This is a genomic window from Xenophilus sp. Marseille-Q4582, from assembly GCF_916700565.1.
In the GTDB taxonomy this organism is placed as follows: Bacteria; Pseudomonadota; Gammaproteobacteria; order Burkholderiales; family Burkholderiaceae_C; genus Xenophilus.
In genome coordinates this window covers 450,599-464,052 of sequence record NZ_CAKAKO010000004.1, presented here as the reverse complement: position 1 = coordinate 464,052, position 13,454 = coordinate 450,599, and the positions used below count along the sequence as shown (strand labels likewise).

The 13,454-nt window shown below is 70.1% G+C and carries 10 protein-coding genes; 5 read left to right on the top strand and 5 right to left on the bottom strand.

Annotated elements, in window-relative coordinates; translation table 11 throughout:
• Positions 1 to 31: 31 nt before the first annotated feature.
• The 5 genes from LG388_RS17515 to LG388_RS17495 form a co-directional block, all read right to left on the bottom strand.
• Complete coding sequence (locus LG388_RS17515) at positions 32 to 532, bottom strand: aminoacyl-tRNA deacylase (RefSeq protein ID WP_225784004.1); 501 nt, start codon at positions 530 to 532, stop codon at positions 32 to 34.
• Between the two features lie 43 nt (positions 533 to 575).
• The gene (locus LG388_RS17510) at positions 576 to 1,643 is read right to left on the bottom strand and encodes an aldo/keto reductase (RefSeq protein WP_225784003.1); all 1,068 of its coding nucleotides are present in this window, start codon (positions 1,641 to 1,643) and stop codon (positions 576 to 578) included.
• Positions 1,644 to 1,770: 127 nt separating this feature from the next.
• Positions 1,771 to 2,868: an ABC transporter ATP-binding protein gene (locus LG388_RS17505; RefSeq protein WP_225784414.1), complete on the bottom strand. Its 1,098-nt coding sequence runs from the start codon at positions 2,866 to 2,868 to the stop codon at positions 1,771 to 1,773.
• 11 nt (positions 2,869 to 2,879) lie between these two features.
• On the bottom strand, positions 2,880 to 4,595 hold the full coding sequence (locus LG388_RS17500; protein ID WP_225784002.1) for an iron ABC transporter permease: 1,716 nt from the start codon (positions 4,593 to 4,595) through the stop codon (positions 2,880 to 2,882).
• Between the two features lie 11 nt (positions 4,596 to 4,606).
• On the bottom strand, positions 4,607 to 5,941 hold the full coding sequence (locus tag LG388_RS17495; protein WP_225784001.1) for an ABC transporter substrate-binding protein: 1,335 nt from the start codon (positions 5,939 to 5,941) through the stop codon (positions 4,607 to 4,609).
• 167 nt (positions 5,942 to 6,108) lie between these two features.
• Between LG388_RS17495 and LG388_RS17490 the strand changes: the two genes are divergently transcribed.
• From LG388_RS17490 to LG388_RS17470, 5 genes are all read left to right on the top strand, one after another.
• On the top strand, positions 6,109 to 7,053 hold the full coding sequence (locus LG388_RS17490) for an alpha/beta fold hydrolase (RefSeq protein ID WP_225784000.1): 945 nt from the start codon (positions 6,109 to 6,111) through the stop codon (positions 7,051 to 7,053).
• Positions 7,054 to 7,198: 145 nt separating this feature from the next.
• Positions 7,199 to 10,699, top strand: a complete 3,501-nt coding sequence (locus LG388_RS17485) for a response regulator (protein WP_225783999.1) — start codon at positions 7,199 to 7,201, stop codon at positions 10,697 to 10,699.
• The gene (locus tag LG388_RS17480) at positions 10,696 to 11,589 is read left to right on the top strand and encodes a protein-glutamate O-methyltransferase CheR (RefSeq protein WP_370630189.1); all 894 of its coding nucleotides are present in this window, start codon (positions 10,696 to 10,698) and stop codon (positions 11,587 to 11,589) included. The genes LG388_RS17485 and LG388_RS17480 overlap by 4 nt, the downstream gene beginning before the upstream one ends.
• A complete protein-coding gene (locus tag LG388_RS17475) occupies positions 11,586 to 12,194 on the top strand; it encodes a chemotaxis protein CheB (protein ID WP_225783998.1) in 609 nt (202 codons plus the stop codon). Before LG388_RS17480 ends, LG388_RS17475 begins: the two co-directional genes overlap by 4 nt.
• The gene (locus LG388_RS17470) at positions 12,178 to 13,356 is read left to right on the top strand and encodes a hybrid sensor histidine kinase/response regulator (protein ID WP_225783997.1); all 1,179 of its coding nucleotides are present in this window, start codon (positions 12,178 to 12,180) and stop codon (positions 13,354 to 13,356) included. Before LG388_RS17475 ends, LG388_RS17470 begins: the two co-directional genes overlap by 17 nt.
• Positions 13,357 to 13,454 lie beyond the last annotated feature (98 nt).

The window sequence follows — 13,454 nt, the reverse complement described above, 5'->3', positions numbered from 1 at the left end:
TACGACCTGGCGCTACTAATTATTGGCTGAATCATTCAGCCAGCGCGCACTCCACCGGCCGGGCGCCCAGCAGCTGCACGCACACCTGCGGATCGATGCCCACCAGATAGCCACGCCGCCCGCCGTTGATGAGGATCTTCGGCAACGCGAGGATCGTCGACTCGATGAACACCGGCATCTCGCGCCGCGTGCCGAAGGGCGAGGTGCCGCCCACCTGGTAGCCCGAGTGGCGCTGCGCCACCTCGGGCTTGCAGGGCTCCACCGACTTGGCGCCGATCTGCCGCGCGAGGTTCTTGGTCGACACCGTGCGGTTGCCGTGCATCAGAACGATCAGCGGCTTCGCATCCTGGTCCTGCATCACCAGCGTCTTGACGACGGTGAAGGGGTCGAAGCCCAGCACCGCCGCGCTGTGCTGCGCGCCGCCGTGCTCCAGGTACTCGTACGGGTGTTCGGTGAACGCGACGCCGGCCGCGCGCAGCACGGCGGTGGCGGGGGTTTCGCTGACGTGGGTCTTGTCTTTCTTCTTGGCCATGGGAAGCCGGATTCTGCCGCGGCCGCCCGCGGCCCTGGCCGGATCAGGCCGCCGGGTCGCGCAACTCCCACCGGATCTTGTCGATCTCCGCCAGCAGCTCCGGCGACAGCGTGGTGCCCCAGGCGTCGAGGTCCTCGTCGAGCTGCGCCAACGAGGTCACGCCGATGATGGTGCTGGCCACCTGCCACTTGGTGTAGCAGAAGGCCAGCGCCATCTGCGCGGGCGTCAGGCCGTGGTCGCGCGCGAGCTGGTTGTAGCGGCGGGCGGCGGTGAGCGCCTCGGGCCGGCCCCAGCGCTGCTTGCGCACCGACTCGTAGCTGGCGATGCGTGCGCCCTTCGGCGCGTCGGGGCCGGTGGTGCCGCTCAGGTCGTACTTGCCGGTGAGCAGGCCGAAGGCGAGCGGCGAGTAGGCCAGCAGCGACACGTCCAGCCGGTGCATGGTCTCGTCCAGACCGTTCTCCAGCGCGCGGCTCACGAGGCAATACACGTTCTGCACCGTGGCGACGCGCGGCAGCCCGTGCTGCTCGGCCAGGCGCACGAACTCGTGCACGCCATAGGGCGTCTCGTTGGACAGGCCGATGTAGCGCACCTTGCCGGCCTTGACCAGGCCGCCCAGCGCTTCGAGCTGCTCGTGGATCGAGGTCTGCGTGCGCTCGAGCTTGGGGTCGTAGTAGATGTTGCCGAAGGCCGGCACGTTGCGCTCGGGCCAGTGGATCTGGTAGAGGTCGATGACCTCGGTCTGCAGGCGCCGGAGGCTGCCCTCGCAGGACGCCACGATGTCGGCCGCCGTCATGCCGGCGCCTTCGCGCACCCAGGGCATGCCGCGCGAGGGGCCGGCGACCTTGGTGGCGAGCGTCAGCTTCTGGCGCGCGCCAGGGTTCTTCGCGAACCAGTTGCCGATGATGGTCTCGGTGGCACCGTAGGTCTCCTTGCGGGCCGGTACGGCGTACATCTCGGCCGTGTCGATGAAGTCGACGCCGCGCTCCAGCGAACGGCTCAGGATGGCGTGGGCGGTCGGCTCGTCGACCTGCTCGCCGAAGGTCATGGTGCCGAGGCAGATGGGGGTGACGCGCAGCTCGCTGCGGCCGAGGGGGACTTGGGGAAGATTCATGGCGGGCATGCTACCGCCGCGGCGCGCGCGGCGCAGGCGTCGGCGGCAAGACCTGCCTTGCCCTCCATGGCCGCCCGTGCCCCGCCGTCAGTCCGCCCATGGACGCGCGGGGCCGTGCGCATCGCGCTCAATGGGACAGAAAGCGCACCTGCGCCGGCGCGATGCCCACGCGCACCGGCGTACCCGTCGCCAGCACCGGGTGGCCCGCATAGTGCGGCTGGTCGGCCACGACGGTGGCCTCGCCCACACGCAGACGGTAGCGCGAGAACTCGCCCAGGAACTCGGCGCTCTCCACCGTGGCGTCCAGCCAGAGCCGTCCCGGCTCGGCGGCCGCACCGCGCGCCTGCAGCAGCACGTGATGCGGCCGGAAGGCCATGGCGGCCGCGCCCGGCCCGGGCACGGGCCCGGCCAGGCCGGCCGCCGGCAGGTGCAGCGGACCGATGCCCTGCGCGTCGAAGCGGACGGTACCGCCCGCCTCCACCGCCTGAACCCGGCCTTCCAGCAGGTTGGCCGTGCCCACGAAGCCGGCCACGAAGCGGTTCACGGGTTCGTCGAACAGGCCTGTGGCCGGGCCCACCTGCTGCAGCACGCCGCCGTCGAGCACGGCCATGCGGTCGGCGGTGGTCATGGCCTCTTCCTGGTCGTGCGTGACGAAGATGGTGGTCAGGCCCAGCGTGCGCTGCAGGCGCTTGAGTTCGTCGCGCATCTGCACCCTGAGGTTCTTGTCGAGGTTGGACAGCGGCTCGTCTAGCAGCAGCAGCTTGGGCTCGATGACCACCGTGCGCGCCAGCGCCACGCGCTGCTGCTGCCCGCCCGAAAGCTGGCCGGGCCGGCGCTTGGCGTAGTCGGCCAGGCCCACCAGTTCCAGCGCGGCGCCCACCTTGCGCCGGATGGCGTCGCGCGACTCGCGCCGCTCCACCAGGCCGAAGGCCACGTTGTCCCACACGTTCATGTGCGGCCACAGCGCGTAGCTCTGGAACACCATGCCGATGTTGCGCGCATGCGGCGGCACGCCCGTGATGTCCTGTCCGTCCACGAGCAGTTCACCGCGCTGGTGCTGGTTGAAGCCGGCGATCAGCCGCAGCAGCGTGGACTTGCCCGAGCCCGAGGGCCCGAGCAGCGCGAAGAATTCACCCGGCTCGATCTTGAGCGTGATGTCGCGCAGCACCTCGGTGGCGCCGTAGCTCAGGCTGACGTGCCGCGCCTCGAGGCTGGCGGAGTTCATCTTGTTCAGGGTCATGAAGCGGCTTTCTCCGGCGTGCGGGTGCGTTCGGCGAAGCGGTGCGAAGCCCAGGTGCCCAGTCCCACCACCACGACCGCCAGCACGCCCAGCGCCGCGCCGGGCCCGCGGCCCGAGGCACTCTGCATGTAGAGGTAGATGCCATAGCTCATGGGCGCGTGGCTTTCGGTGGAAGTGAGCAGGAGGGTGGCCGACAGCTCCACCGCTGCCGTGATGAAGCTGGTGACGAAGCCGGCCAGGATGCCGCCGGCCATCAGCGGCACCATCACGCGCCGCACGGTGCGCCAGCGCGTGGCGCCCAGGCTCTGCGCCGCCTCTTCCAGCGACAGGTGCACCTGCTGCAGCGCCGCCATGCAGGCGCGCAGCGCATAGGGCAGGCGCCGCACGGCGTAGGCCAGCATGATCAGCACCCAGCTCGTGACCACGGGCGAATCGGTGAAGGGAATGTTCACGCCCTTGAACAGGCGCAGGTAGCCGATGGCCAGCACCAGACCGGGGATGGCCAGCGCCACCGAGGCCAGTGAATCCAGCCAGCGCCGCCCGGGCAGCGTGGTGCGCAGGATCAGCCAGGCGATGGCGGTGCCGATGACCACGTCCAGCCCCGCGGCCAGCAGGCAGTACAGCAGCGTGTTGCCGACCATGTGCTGCGCGTCGCCGAACACGGTCTGGTAGTGCTGCAGCGTGTAGGCGTCGGGCAGCACCGAGAAGCTCCACACCTGCGCGAAGGACATCAGCAGGATGGCCAGGTGCGGCGCCAGCACCACGGCCAGCACGAGCGCGATCCAACCGTAGGCCAGCAGCGACTCCCAGCCCTTGAGGCGCCGCCGCTGCAGGCTGCCGCCGCCCTTCTGCAGGGTGGCATAGTCGCGGCCGACCGTCATGCGCGCGGCCAGCCACAGCGCGAAGATGGAGAAGCCGATCATCAGCACGCTGATGACGTAGCCCATCGGATCGTCGATGCCCACCGAGGTGATGCGCAGGTAGGCCTGTGGCGCCAGCATGTTGGTCACGCCCATGACCAGCGGCGTGCCCAGGTCGTCGAAGACCTTGACGAAGACCAGCGCCGCGCCGGCCAGGTAGCCCGGCATGGCCAGCGGGAAGATGATGCGGCGGAACAGGCGAAAGCCGCGTGCGCCCAGGTTCTGGGCCGACTCCTCCATCGCGCCGTCGATGTTGCGCATGGCCGCGACCAGGTTCAGCAGGATGAAAGGGAAGTAGTGGATGCTCTCGACGAAGACCACGCCGACCAGCCCTTCCATGATCGGCACCTTGAAGCCGAACCATTCGTCCAGCAGCAGGTTGACGCTGCCGTTGCGCCCGAAGATCAACTGCAGCGCCACCGCGCCCACGAAAGGCGGCATGACCAGCGGCAGCACGCCCAGCGTCTGGATCAGCAGCGCGCCGCGGAACTCGAAGCGCACCGTGAGGTAGGCCAGCGGAATGGCGATCAGCGAGGCGAAGCACACGCTGGCCAGCGCCACCATCAGGCTGTTGAGGAAGGCCTCCTTGAACAGGCTCTGGTCGAAGAAGGTGGCGAAGTGGCCCAGCGTGAAGCCCCCCGTGTGATCCACGAAGGCGGTATAGATCACCAGCCCGACAGGGATCAGCAGGAAAGCCAGCAGAAAGGCCAGCACCGCACCGGCCACGCACCAGGCACCCCAGCCCGCACCCGGGCGCGCCGTGGCGCCGGCCACCGGGGCGGCGGCCGTCATCGGTGCGCCGCTCACTTGGCCAGCGCCGCGGCCTGTTTCGCCAGTTCGGTGGCCTTGGCGTAGTTGGCCCGGGCCTTCGAGGCCCACATCTCTTCCTGCCCCGTGAGCTGCTTGGAGACTTCCACGTCCCGCCGGTTCTTGCGGAACAGCTCGAGGAACTGCTCGTTCTTCACCGTGTCGCTGCCCACCAGCGGCGAGTAGGCGTAGCCGCGCGCCTGCTTGACCAGGTCGCTGCCCTGCGCGTTGGGCTTGGCCTTCAGGCGCTTCTCGGCCTCGTGGATGGCGCGCGTCGCGGCCTGCAGTTCCTTCAGGCGGAAGGTCACCATCTGGTCAAAGAGGCTCACCACCACCTGGTAGCGCGACTCCGACAGCTTCGAGTCGAACTGCACCTTCGCGCGCTTGGCCACGGCCTGGATGTCGGGGTAGCCGACGGGCACCTTCAGGTCGGCATAGGGCAGGATGGGCAGGCGGCTGATCTTGGGATCCAGCAGGATCTGCTGGCCCGGCGCCGACAGCGTGTAGGCGATGAACTTCTTCGCCTCCTCGGCGTTCCTGCCGCCGGTGACCAGGCCGATGTTGGCCGGCACCACGGCCGTCACGCTGGGGTACGCGAACTCGACCGGAAAGCCCGAATACTTGGCCGAGAGCCCGAAGAAATCGATCACCAGGCCGATGCCGTACTGGCCGCTGTTCACGCCGTCGGGCACACCGAAGCTGCGATCGGTCACCGCGGCCGCGTTGCCCATGATCTCGAGCAGTTGCGTCCAGCCCTTCTCCCAGCCCTCGCCCTGCAGCAGCGTTTCCACCGTCAGGTGCGTGGTGCCCGAGCGCGAGGGCGAGCTGATGGCGACGTGGCCGAAGTATTCGGGCCGCGCCAGATCGCTCCACTCCTTGGGCACCGGCAGCTTGTGGGCCTGCAGGTAGCGCGTGTTCCACATCAGCCCGTAGCCCGCCAGGGCCTGCCCGTAGTACAGGCCGCCCGGGTCGTTGATCGGGTAGTTGCCGATCCTGGCCGGCGTGTGCGGGTTCTTCACCTCGGGCGCGGCCGTCAGCAGCTTGTCGCGCGCCAGCACCTCGAAGGCGTCGGGCGCGCTGGCCCACATCACGTCGGGCCGCTGCCCCGCGGGCAGCTCCTTGATGTAAGCGATGGAGGCCGTGGTGTTCTTGTTCAGCACCTCGATCTTGATGCCGGGGTGGGCGGCCTCGAAGGCCTTCTTGTATGCGTCGGTCAGGTCCTTGGGGAAGGAGGTGATCACCGTGACCGTGCCGGCCTGGGCCAGCGCGCCGGCGGCGGCCAGCAGGGCGATGGCGAGCCCGCGCGGCGTGCGGCGGAGGGAATGGACCATGACGCGTCTCCTTTGTTGGTGTCTTTGTGACAACCACTTTAGACCGCGCTCACCGGGGCTCGCAGCGGGTCTTTCCTGCACAGGTTTTCCCGCATTCGGCAGGGCGCCGGCCCCGTTGTCGACTGCCGGACTCGCGAACGGGCCCGCCCTTTTTATGATCGGCGCCCATGTCCGCCTCGCCCCCGCTCCCCCTCTACCAGCCCCGGCGCGCCGCCCGCTCCGAAACCGTGCGCGTGCGCACGCTGGACTACCACGTGCGGCTGTGGGGCCAGCCCTCGCCGGATCGCGCCCCGCTGGTGCTGCTGCACGGCTGGATGGACGTGAGCGCCTCCTGGCAGTTCGTGGTCGACGCGATGCGCGAATCACGCTTCATCATCGCGCCCGACTGGCGCGGCTTCGGCCTCACACCCGGCGGCGGCGCCGACAACTACTGGCTGCCCGACTACCTGGCCGACCTGGACTGGCTGCTCGACCATTACGCAGGCGAGCGGCCCATCGACCTGGTGGGTCACAGCATGGGCGGCAACGTGGCCATGCATTACGGCGGCGTGCGGCCGGCGCGCATTCGCCGGCTGGTCAACCTCGAGGGCTTCGGCATGCCAGCCTTCCGGCCCGACGAGGCGCCCAAGCGCTACGCCCGCTGGATCGACGAGCTCAAGCGCCTGCACCGCGGCGAAATGGATCTGTCGACCTACGCCGGGCCGGAGGGCGTGGCCCGCCGCCTGATGAAGACCAACCCGCGCCTGGCCGCCGACAAGGCCGAGTGGCTGGCGCGGCAGTGGGCGCAGCCCAGGCCGGGGCCGGACGGCGAGCCACGCTGGGAGATCCTGGGCGAGCCGGCCCACAAGATCGTCAACGCGAACCTGTTCCGGGTGGAGGAAATGCTGGCGCTGTATGCCGCCATCACCGCGCCGGTGCTGGCCGTGGAGGCCAGCGACGACAGCCTGAGCGGCTGGTGGGGCAGCCGCTATGGGCTGGACGAATACCACGAGCGGCTGAAATCGGTGCGCGACGTGCGCGTGGCCCGCGTGGAGGACGCCGGCCACATGCTGCACCATGACCGGCCCGCCGAGGCGGCCGTGCTGATCGAGGACTTCCTGCAGCGCGGCTGAGCCGGGGCCCGCGCTTGCGGCGCGGCAGCGAGCGCTCACCCAGGCGCGCCGGTGGGCGGCCGCCAAGCGGACTCGGGCTGCTCTCCGACAGCCAGCCGGCTGAAACTCGGGCAGAGTGCGGCGGTTTTGCCTACCTCGCCTCGCCATGAAGCCCGTGGAAAAGCCGACCGCCATCGAACAACAGGATTTCCGCCGCCTGCTGGCGCGCAACGTCAAGCTCCCGCTGCTGCTGGGCCTGGCGGGCGCGCTGGTCTTCGTCGCGCTCATCTTCTATCTGCTGTCGGTGATCAGCTGGGTGGAGCACACCGACCGCGTCACGCGCGATGCGGTGGAAGCGCAGCGCGAGCAGGCCGAAATGCAGTCGGCCGTGCGCGGCTTCCTGCTCACGGGCAACGAGGAGTTCCTGCGGCCCTTCGAAGCCTCGGAGCGGCATGCACGCGAGCTGCTCGCCGAAATGCTGACGCTGGTGGCGGACAACCCGCCCCAGGCCGCGCGCGCCACCGAGCTGGGCGACCTGCAGCAGCGCTGGGCCGACTATGCGTACGAGGTGATCGAGCGCAAGCGCAGGGGCGAACCCATCGAGGACATCCTTCAGGCCGGCCGCGGCAAGCAGCTGGCCGACGAGATCCGCACCACGTCCACCGCCTTCGTGCAGGCCGAGCGGGCGCTGCGCGATGCGCGCAACCGCCTGGCCAACCGCACCGCCATCGGCGTGGTCATCGGCTACCTGCTGTTCAGCCTGCTCGTGAGCGGCGTGCTGGCCTTCTTCGGCCGGCGGCAGATGATGAACCTGTCGGACGCCTACCGCCACACGATCGCGGAGCAGGCCGCGCAGGCGGCGCTGCTGCAGGAGCAGGCTTGGCTGCGCGGGGCGCAGACCGAGCTGGCGAGCCAGACCGTGGGTCAGTTGACGGCGCAGGACCTGGGTGCCAAGGTGCTGCGCTTCTTCGCCGCCCATGCGGGCAGCGTGGTGGGCGCGGCCTACGTGCTCGAAGCCCAGGGCGGCCTGCGCCGCGTGGCCAGCTACGGCTTCTCGCGCGAGGCCGAGGCCAGCCCGCAGACCGTGCTGCCGGGCGAAGGCCTGGTCGGCCAGGCGGCGGCGGGCGGCACGCTGATGCGCATCTCGCCCGTGCCCGAGGGCTACCTGCGCGTGAACTCCGGCCTGGGCGAAGGCGCGCCGCACACCCTGCTGCTGCTGCCCATCGCGCACGAGGGCGAAGTCAACGGCGTGATCGAGCTGGGCCTGCTGGCCGAGCCCGATGCGCGCGTGCTGGAGCTGATGCGCAACGTGGCCGAGGATGCGGGTAGTTCCATGGCCGCCGCCCGCTACCGCGAGCGCCTGCAGGTGATGCTGGCCGAGACGCAGCAGCTCAACGAGGAACTGCAGGTGCAGCAGGAAGAGCTGCGCACCGCCAACGAGGAGCTCGAGGAGCAGTCGCGCGCGCTCAAGGAATCGCAGGCCCATCTGGAAAACCAGCAGGCCGAACTGGAGCAGACCAACAGCCAGCTGGCCGAGCGCACCGAACAGCTGGACCAGCGCAATGCCTCGCTGCGCCGCGCCCAGCAGGACCTGGAGCAGCGCGCCGACGACCTGCAGCGCGCCAGCCGCTACAAGTCCGAATTCCTGGCCAACATGTCGCATGAGCTGCGCACGCCGCTCAACAGCTCGCTGATCCTGTCCAAGCTGCTGGCCGACAACCCGCAGGGCAACCTGAGCGAGGAGCAGGTCAAGTTCGCGCAGTCCATCTACTCCTCGGGCAACGACCTGCTGGCGCTGATCAACGACGTGCTGGACATCGCCAAGGTGGAAGCCGGCCGGCTCGACGTGCATGCCGAGCATGTGCCGGTGCCGCGGCTGGTGGAAAGCCTGCGCGCCACCTTCACGCCGCTGGCCACGCAAAAGGGGCTGGAGCTGCGCATCGACGTCGCGCCCGACGCGCCCGCGCAGCTCATCTCCGACCGCCAGCGGCTGGAGCAGATCCTCAAGAACCTGCTGTCCAATGCCGTCAAGTTCACCGACGAAGGCCGCGTGGTGCTGTCGGTGTCGCGCGCGCACGAGGACGGCCTGCGCTTCGAGGTCATCGACTCGGGCATCGGCATCGCGCCGGACCAGCAGGCGCTGATCTTCGAGGCCTTCCACCAGGCCGACGGCACCACCAGCCGCAAGTACGGCGGCACGGGCCTGGGCCTGTCCATCTCGCGCGACCTCGCGACCCTGCTGGGCGGCACGCTGGGCGTGCGCAGCGCATCGGGCCAGGGCAGCACCTTCACGCTCACCCTGCCGGCCGACATGGCGAAGCCGCTGCCCGAGGCCGGCCAGTCGCCCGCGCCGGCCGTCACGGCGCACGCCGCGCCGCGCCCGGCGGCGCTGCAGCCCTCTGCCGCCGCCGCACAGGCCGCGCCCGTGGCGGCGCCCCCCGCGCCCGCTTTCGACGACGACCGCGCGCTGCCGCCCGGCGACCGCCGCCGCGTGCTGGTGATCGAGGACGAGCCGCAGTTCGCGCGCATTTTGTACGACCTGGCGCACGAGTACGGCTGGCATTGCGCCGTCGCGCAGGGCGCGCAGGAAGGCTTCGCGCTCGCGCTGCAATTGCAGCCGCAGGCCATCCTGCTGGACATGCGCCTGCCCGACAGCCCGGGCCTCGCGGTGCTGCAGCAGCTCAAGAACGACGCGCGCACCCGGCACATCCCGGTGCACGTGGTGTCGGCGCAGGACCAGGCCGAGGCCGCCCTGCACCTGGGCGCCGTGGGCTATGCGCTCAAGCCCACCACGCGCGAGCAGCTGCAGGCCGTGTTCACGCGGCTGGACGCCAAGCTCTCGCAGACCGTCAAGCAGGTGCTGCTGGTGGAAGACGACGACGTGCAGCGCGAGGCCGTGGTGCAACTGATCGCGGACGAGGACGTGCGCATCACCGCCGTCGCCACGGGCGAGGAGGCCCTGGCGCTGCTGCGCGAGCGCGTGTTCGACTGCATGATCACCGACCTGCGGCTGCCCGACATGCAGGGCGGCGAGCTGCTCAAGCGCATGTCCTCGGAAGAGATCTGCTCCTTCCCGCCGGTGATCGTCTACACCGGCCGCAACCTCACGCGCGAGGAAGAAGCCGAGCTGATGCGCTATTCGCGCTCCATCATCATCAAGGGCGCGCGCTCGCCCGAGCGGCTGCTGGACGAGGTGACGCTGTTCCTGCACAAGGTGGAGGCCCAGCTGTCGAGCGAGCGCCAGAGCATGCTGCGCACGGCGCGCGAGCGCGACCGCGTCTTCGAAGGCCGGCGCATCCTGCTGGTGGACGACGACGTGCGCAACATCTTCGCGCTCACCAGCGCGCTGGAGCAGCGCGGCGCCATGATCGAGGTGGCGCGCAACGGCCGCGAGGCGCTGGACAAGCTGGGCGCCGTGCCCGACATCGACCTGGTGCTGATGGACGTGATGATGCCGGAGATGGACGGCCTGGAAGCCACGCGACGCCTGCGGCAGGACAGGCGCTTCGCCAAGCTGCCCGTGATCGCCGTGACGGCCAAGGCCATGAAGGACGACCAGGAGCAGTGCCTGGCCGCCGGCGCCAGCGACTACCTGGCCAAGCCCATCGACCTGGACCGCCTGTTCTCGCTGCTGCGCGTGTGGATGCCGCACATGGAGCGCCTGTGAGCACGCGCCTCGACCCGGACGACGGCCCCGAACGCCCGCACGGCGCGCCGGCGGCCAAGGCGGCCCCGCCGCCGCCGAGCGCCGGCGACATCGAGCTGCGCCTGCTGATGGAGGCGATCTACCTGCGCTACAACCACGACTTTCGCGACTACACGGGCGCGTCGCAGAAGCGGCGCGTGGCGCACGCGCTCGCGCAGATGGACTTTCGCAGCATCTCGGCGCTGCAGGAGCAGGTGCTGCGCGACCCGGACGTGTTCGCGCGGCTGCTGCAGTTCCTCACGGTGCCCGTGAGTGAGATGTTCCGCGACCCGTCCTATTTCGTCGCGCTGCGCGAGCACGTGCTGCCCGTGCTGCAGACCTACCCCTCGATCAAGGTCTGGGTCGCGGGCTGCAGCACGGGCGAAGAGGTGTATTCGCTGGCGATCCTGCTGCGCGAGGAAGGGCTGCTGGAGCGCGCGCTGATCTATGCCACCGACATCAACCCGCAGTCGCTGGAGAAGGCGCGCCAGGGCATCTTCTCGGCCGAGGCGGTGCGCGGCTACACCGCCAACTACCAGCGCGCTGGCGGGCGCCGCGCCTTCTCCGACTACTACACGGCCGCCTACGGCTCGGCGCGCTTCGACCCCTCGCTGCGCGCCAACGTGATCTTTGCCGACCACAGCCTGGCCACCGACAGCGTATTCGCCGAAACGCAGCTCGTGTCGTGCCGCAACGTGCTGATCTACTTCAACCGCCGGCTGCAGGACCGCGCGCTGGGCCTGTTCCTCGATTCGCTGTGCCACCGGGGCTTCCTCGGCCTGGGCTCGAAGGAAAGCATCGACTTCTCGGCCCATGGCGATCAGTTCGAGGCGATCGCGCGCGCGGACCGCATCTTCCGCAAGCTGTCATGATCGAGCGCCGCCGCACCGCGCTGCCCAGCGTCGACCTGGTGGCCATCGGCACCTCGGCCGGCGGCATCGACGCGCTGATGCGGCTGTTCCACGAACTTCCGCAGCCCTGGCACCTGCCGCTGGTGGTGGTGCTGCACCTGCCCGAGGGGCGCGACAGCCGGTTGGCCGAGATCTTCGCGCGCCGCATGCACGCGCCGGTGCGCGAGGCGCAGGACAAGGCGCCCGTGGCCGCCGGCACCCTGCATTTCGCGCCGCCGGGCTACCATCTGTTCATCGAACGCGACCGTGTGTTCTCGCTGAGCTGCGAGCCGCCCGTGCTCTACTCGCGGCCCTCCATCGACCTGCTCATGGAATCGGCCGCCGACGCCTACGGGCCGCGGCTGGCGGGCTTTCTGCTCACCGGCGCCAACGAGGACGGTGCGCGCGGCCTGGCCGCCATCGCCGCGGCCGGCGGCCTCACGGCCGTGCAGCACCCGGCCGACGCGGCCATGCCGCAGATGCCCGAGGCCGCCCTCGCCCTCTTTTCGCCGGACCATGTGCTGGCCCTGCCCGAACTTCACCACCTGCTGACGCAACTGGACGCCCTGCATGCCCCATCAGATTGAAAGCAAGCTGCTGCTGGTCGACGACCTCAAGGAGAACCTGGTCGCGCTGGATGCGCTGGTTCGCGGGCCGCAGCGCAGCGTGTTCCAGGCCGCTTCGGGCGAGGCCGCGCTGGCGCTGATGCTGGAACACGATTTCGCACTGGCGCTGGTCGACGTGCAGATGCCCGGCATGAACGGCTTCGAGCTGGCCGAGCTGATGCGCGGCACCGAGCGCACCCGGCAGATTCCCATCATCTTCGTGAGCGCGGCGGGCCGCGAGATGAACTACGCCTTCAAAGGCTACGAAAGCGGCGCGGTCGACTTTCTGCAAAAGCCGCTGGACCCGCACGTGGTGCGCAGCAAGGTCAGCATCTTCGTGGAGCTGTATGCCAGCCGCCGCGCCCTGATGCGCGAGGTGGAACGCCAGCGGGCGCTGGTCGACGACCTGCAGGCCGCGCGGCTGGAGCTGGAGCGCGCGGTGCGCATGCGCGACGACTTCATGTCCATGGTCTCGCACGAACTGCGCACGCCGCTCAACACGCTGCTGCTCGAAACCCAGCTGCGCAAGCTGCACCTGGCGCGCGGCGTGGCCGGCGCCTTCACGCCCGAGAAGCTGCGCGACATGAACGAGCGCGACCAGCGGCAGATCCAGAGCATGGTGCGGCTGATCGACGACATGCTGGACGTCACGCGCCTGCGCAACGGCCGCCTGTCGATGAAGCCCCATCCCTGCGACCTGGCGGCGCTGGCGGCACGCGTGGTCGACGGCCTGGCACAGCAGGCCGAGGCCGCGGGCGTGGAACTGCGCCTGCGCGCCCCCGCGGCCGTGCCCGGCGTGTGGGACGAGTTCCGCCTGGAGCAGGTGCTGACGAATCTGCTGACCAATGCCCTGCGCTACGGCGGCGGCCAGCCGGTGGACATCGAGGTGGCCGAGCGCGGCGGGCAGGCCTGCCTGCAGGTGCGCGACCGCGGCCAGGGCATCGCGCCCGAGGACCAGGCCCGCATCTTCGAGCAGTTCGAGCGCGCCGAATCCGGCCGCCAGCATGTGGCCGGCCTGGGGCTGGGCCTGTTCATCACGCGCGAGATCGTGCAGGCGCATGGCGGCCAGATCCGCGTGCACAGCCAGCCCGGCGAAGGCGCGACCTTCGTGGTGACGCTGCCGCGCGAGGCCGCGCCGCCCTGAGCCCCGGCCGTGCGCCGGCGGCATGCATGAGAAAATCGCGGGTTTCCCCCATTCGGGGCCGCTTCTCTTCGCCCGGCCTGCCCGCAGGCCGCGCGCCC

What these genes read in the sequence shown, in the direction of transcription:
- LG388_RS17515 (WP_225784004.1), bottom strand. Translation starts at nt 532, where the DNA reads ATGGCCAAGAAGAAAGACAAGACCCACGTCAGCGAAACCCCCGCCACC.
- LG388_RS17510 (WP_225784003.1), bottom strand. Translation starts at nt 1,643, where the DNA reads ATGAATCTTCCCCAAGTCCCCCTCGGCCGCAGCGAGCTGCGCGTCACC.
- LG388_RS17505 (WP_225784414.1), bottom strand. Translation starts at nt 2,868, where the DNA reads ATGAACTCCGCCAGCCTCGAGGCGCGGCACGTCAGCCTGAGCTACGGC.
- LG388_RS17500 (WP_225784002.1), bottom strand. Translation starts at nt 4,595, where the DNA reads ATGACGGCCGCCGCCCCGGTGGCCGGCGCCACGGCGCGCCCGGGTGCG.
- LG388_RS17495 (WP_225784001.1), bottom strand. Translation starts at nt 5,941, where the DNA reads ATGGTCCATTCCCTCCGCCGCACGCCGCGCGGGCTCGCCATCGCCCTG.
- LG388_RS17490 (WP_225784000.1), top strand. Translation starts at nt 6,109, where the DNA reads ATGTCCGCCTCGCCCCCGCTCCCCCTCTACCAGCCCCGGCGCGCCGCC.
- LG388_RS17485 (WP_225783999.1), top strand. Translation starts at nt 7,199, where the DNA reads ATGAAGCCCGTGGAAAAGCCGACCGCCATCGAACAACAGGATTTCCGC.
- LG388_RS17475 (WP_225783998.1), top strand. Translation starts at nt 11,586, where the DNA reads ATGATCGAGCGCCGCCGCACCGCGCTGCCCAGCGTCGACCTGGTGGCC.
- LG388_RS17470 (WP_225783997.1), top strand. Translation starts at nt 12,178, where the DNA reads ATGCCCCATCAGATTGAAAGCAAGCTGCTGCTGGTCGACGACCTCAAG.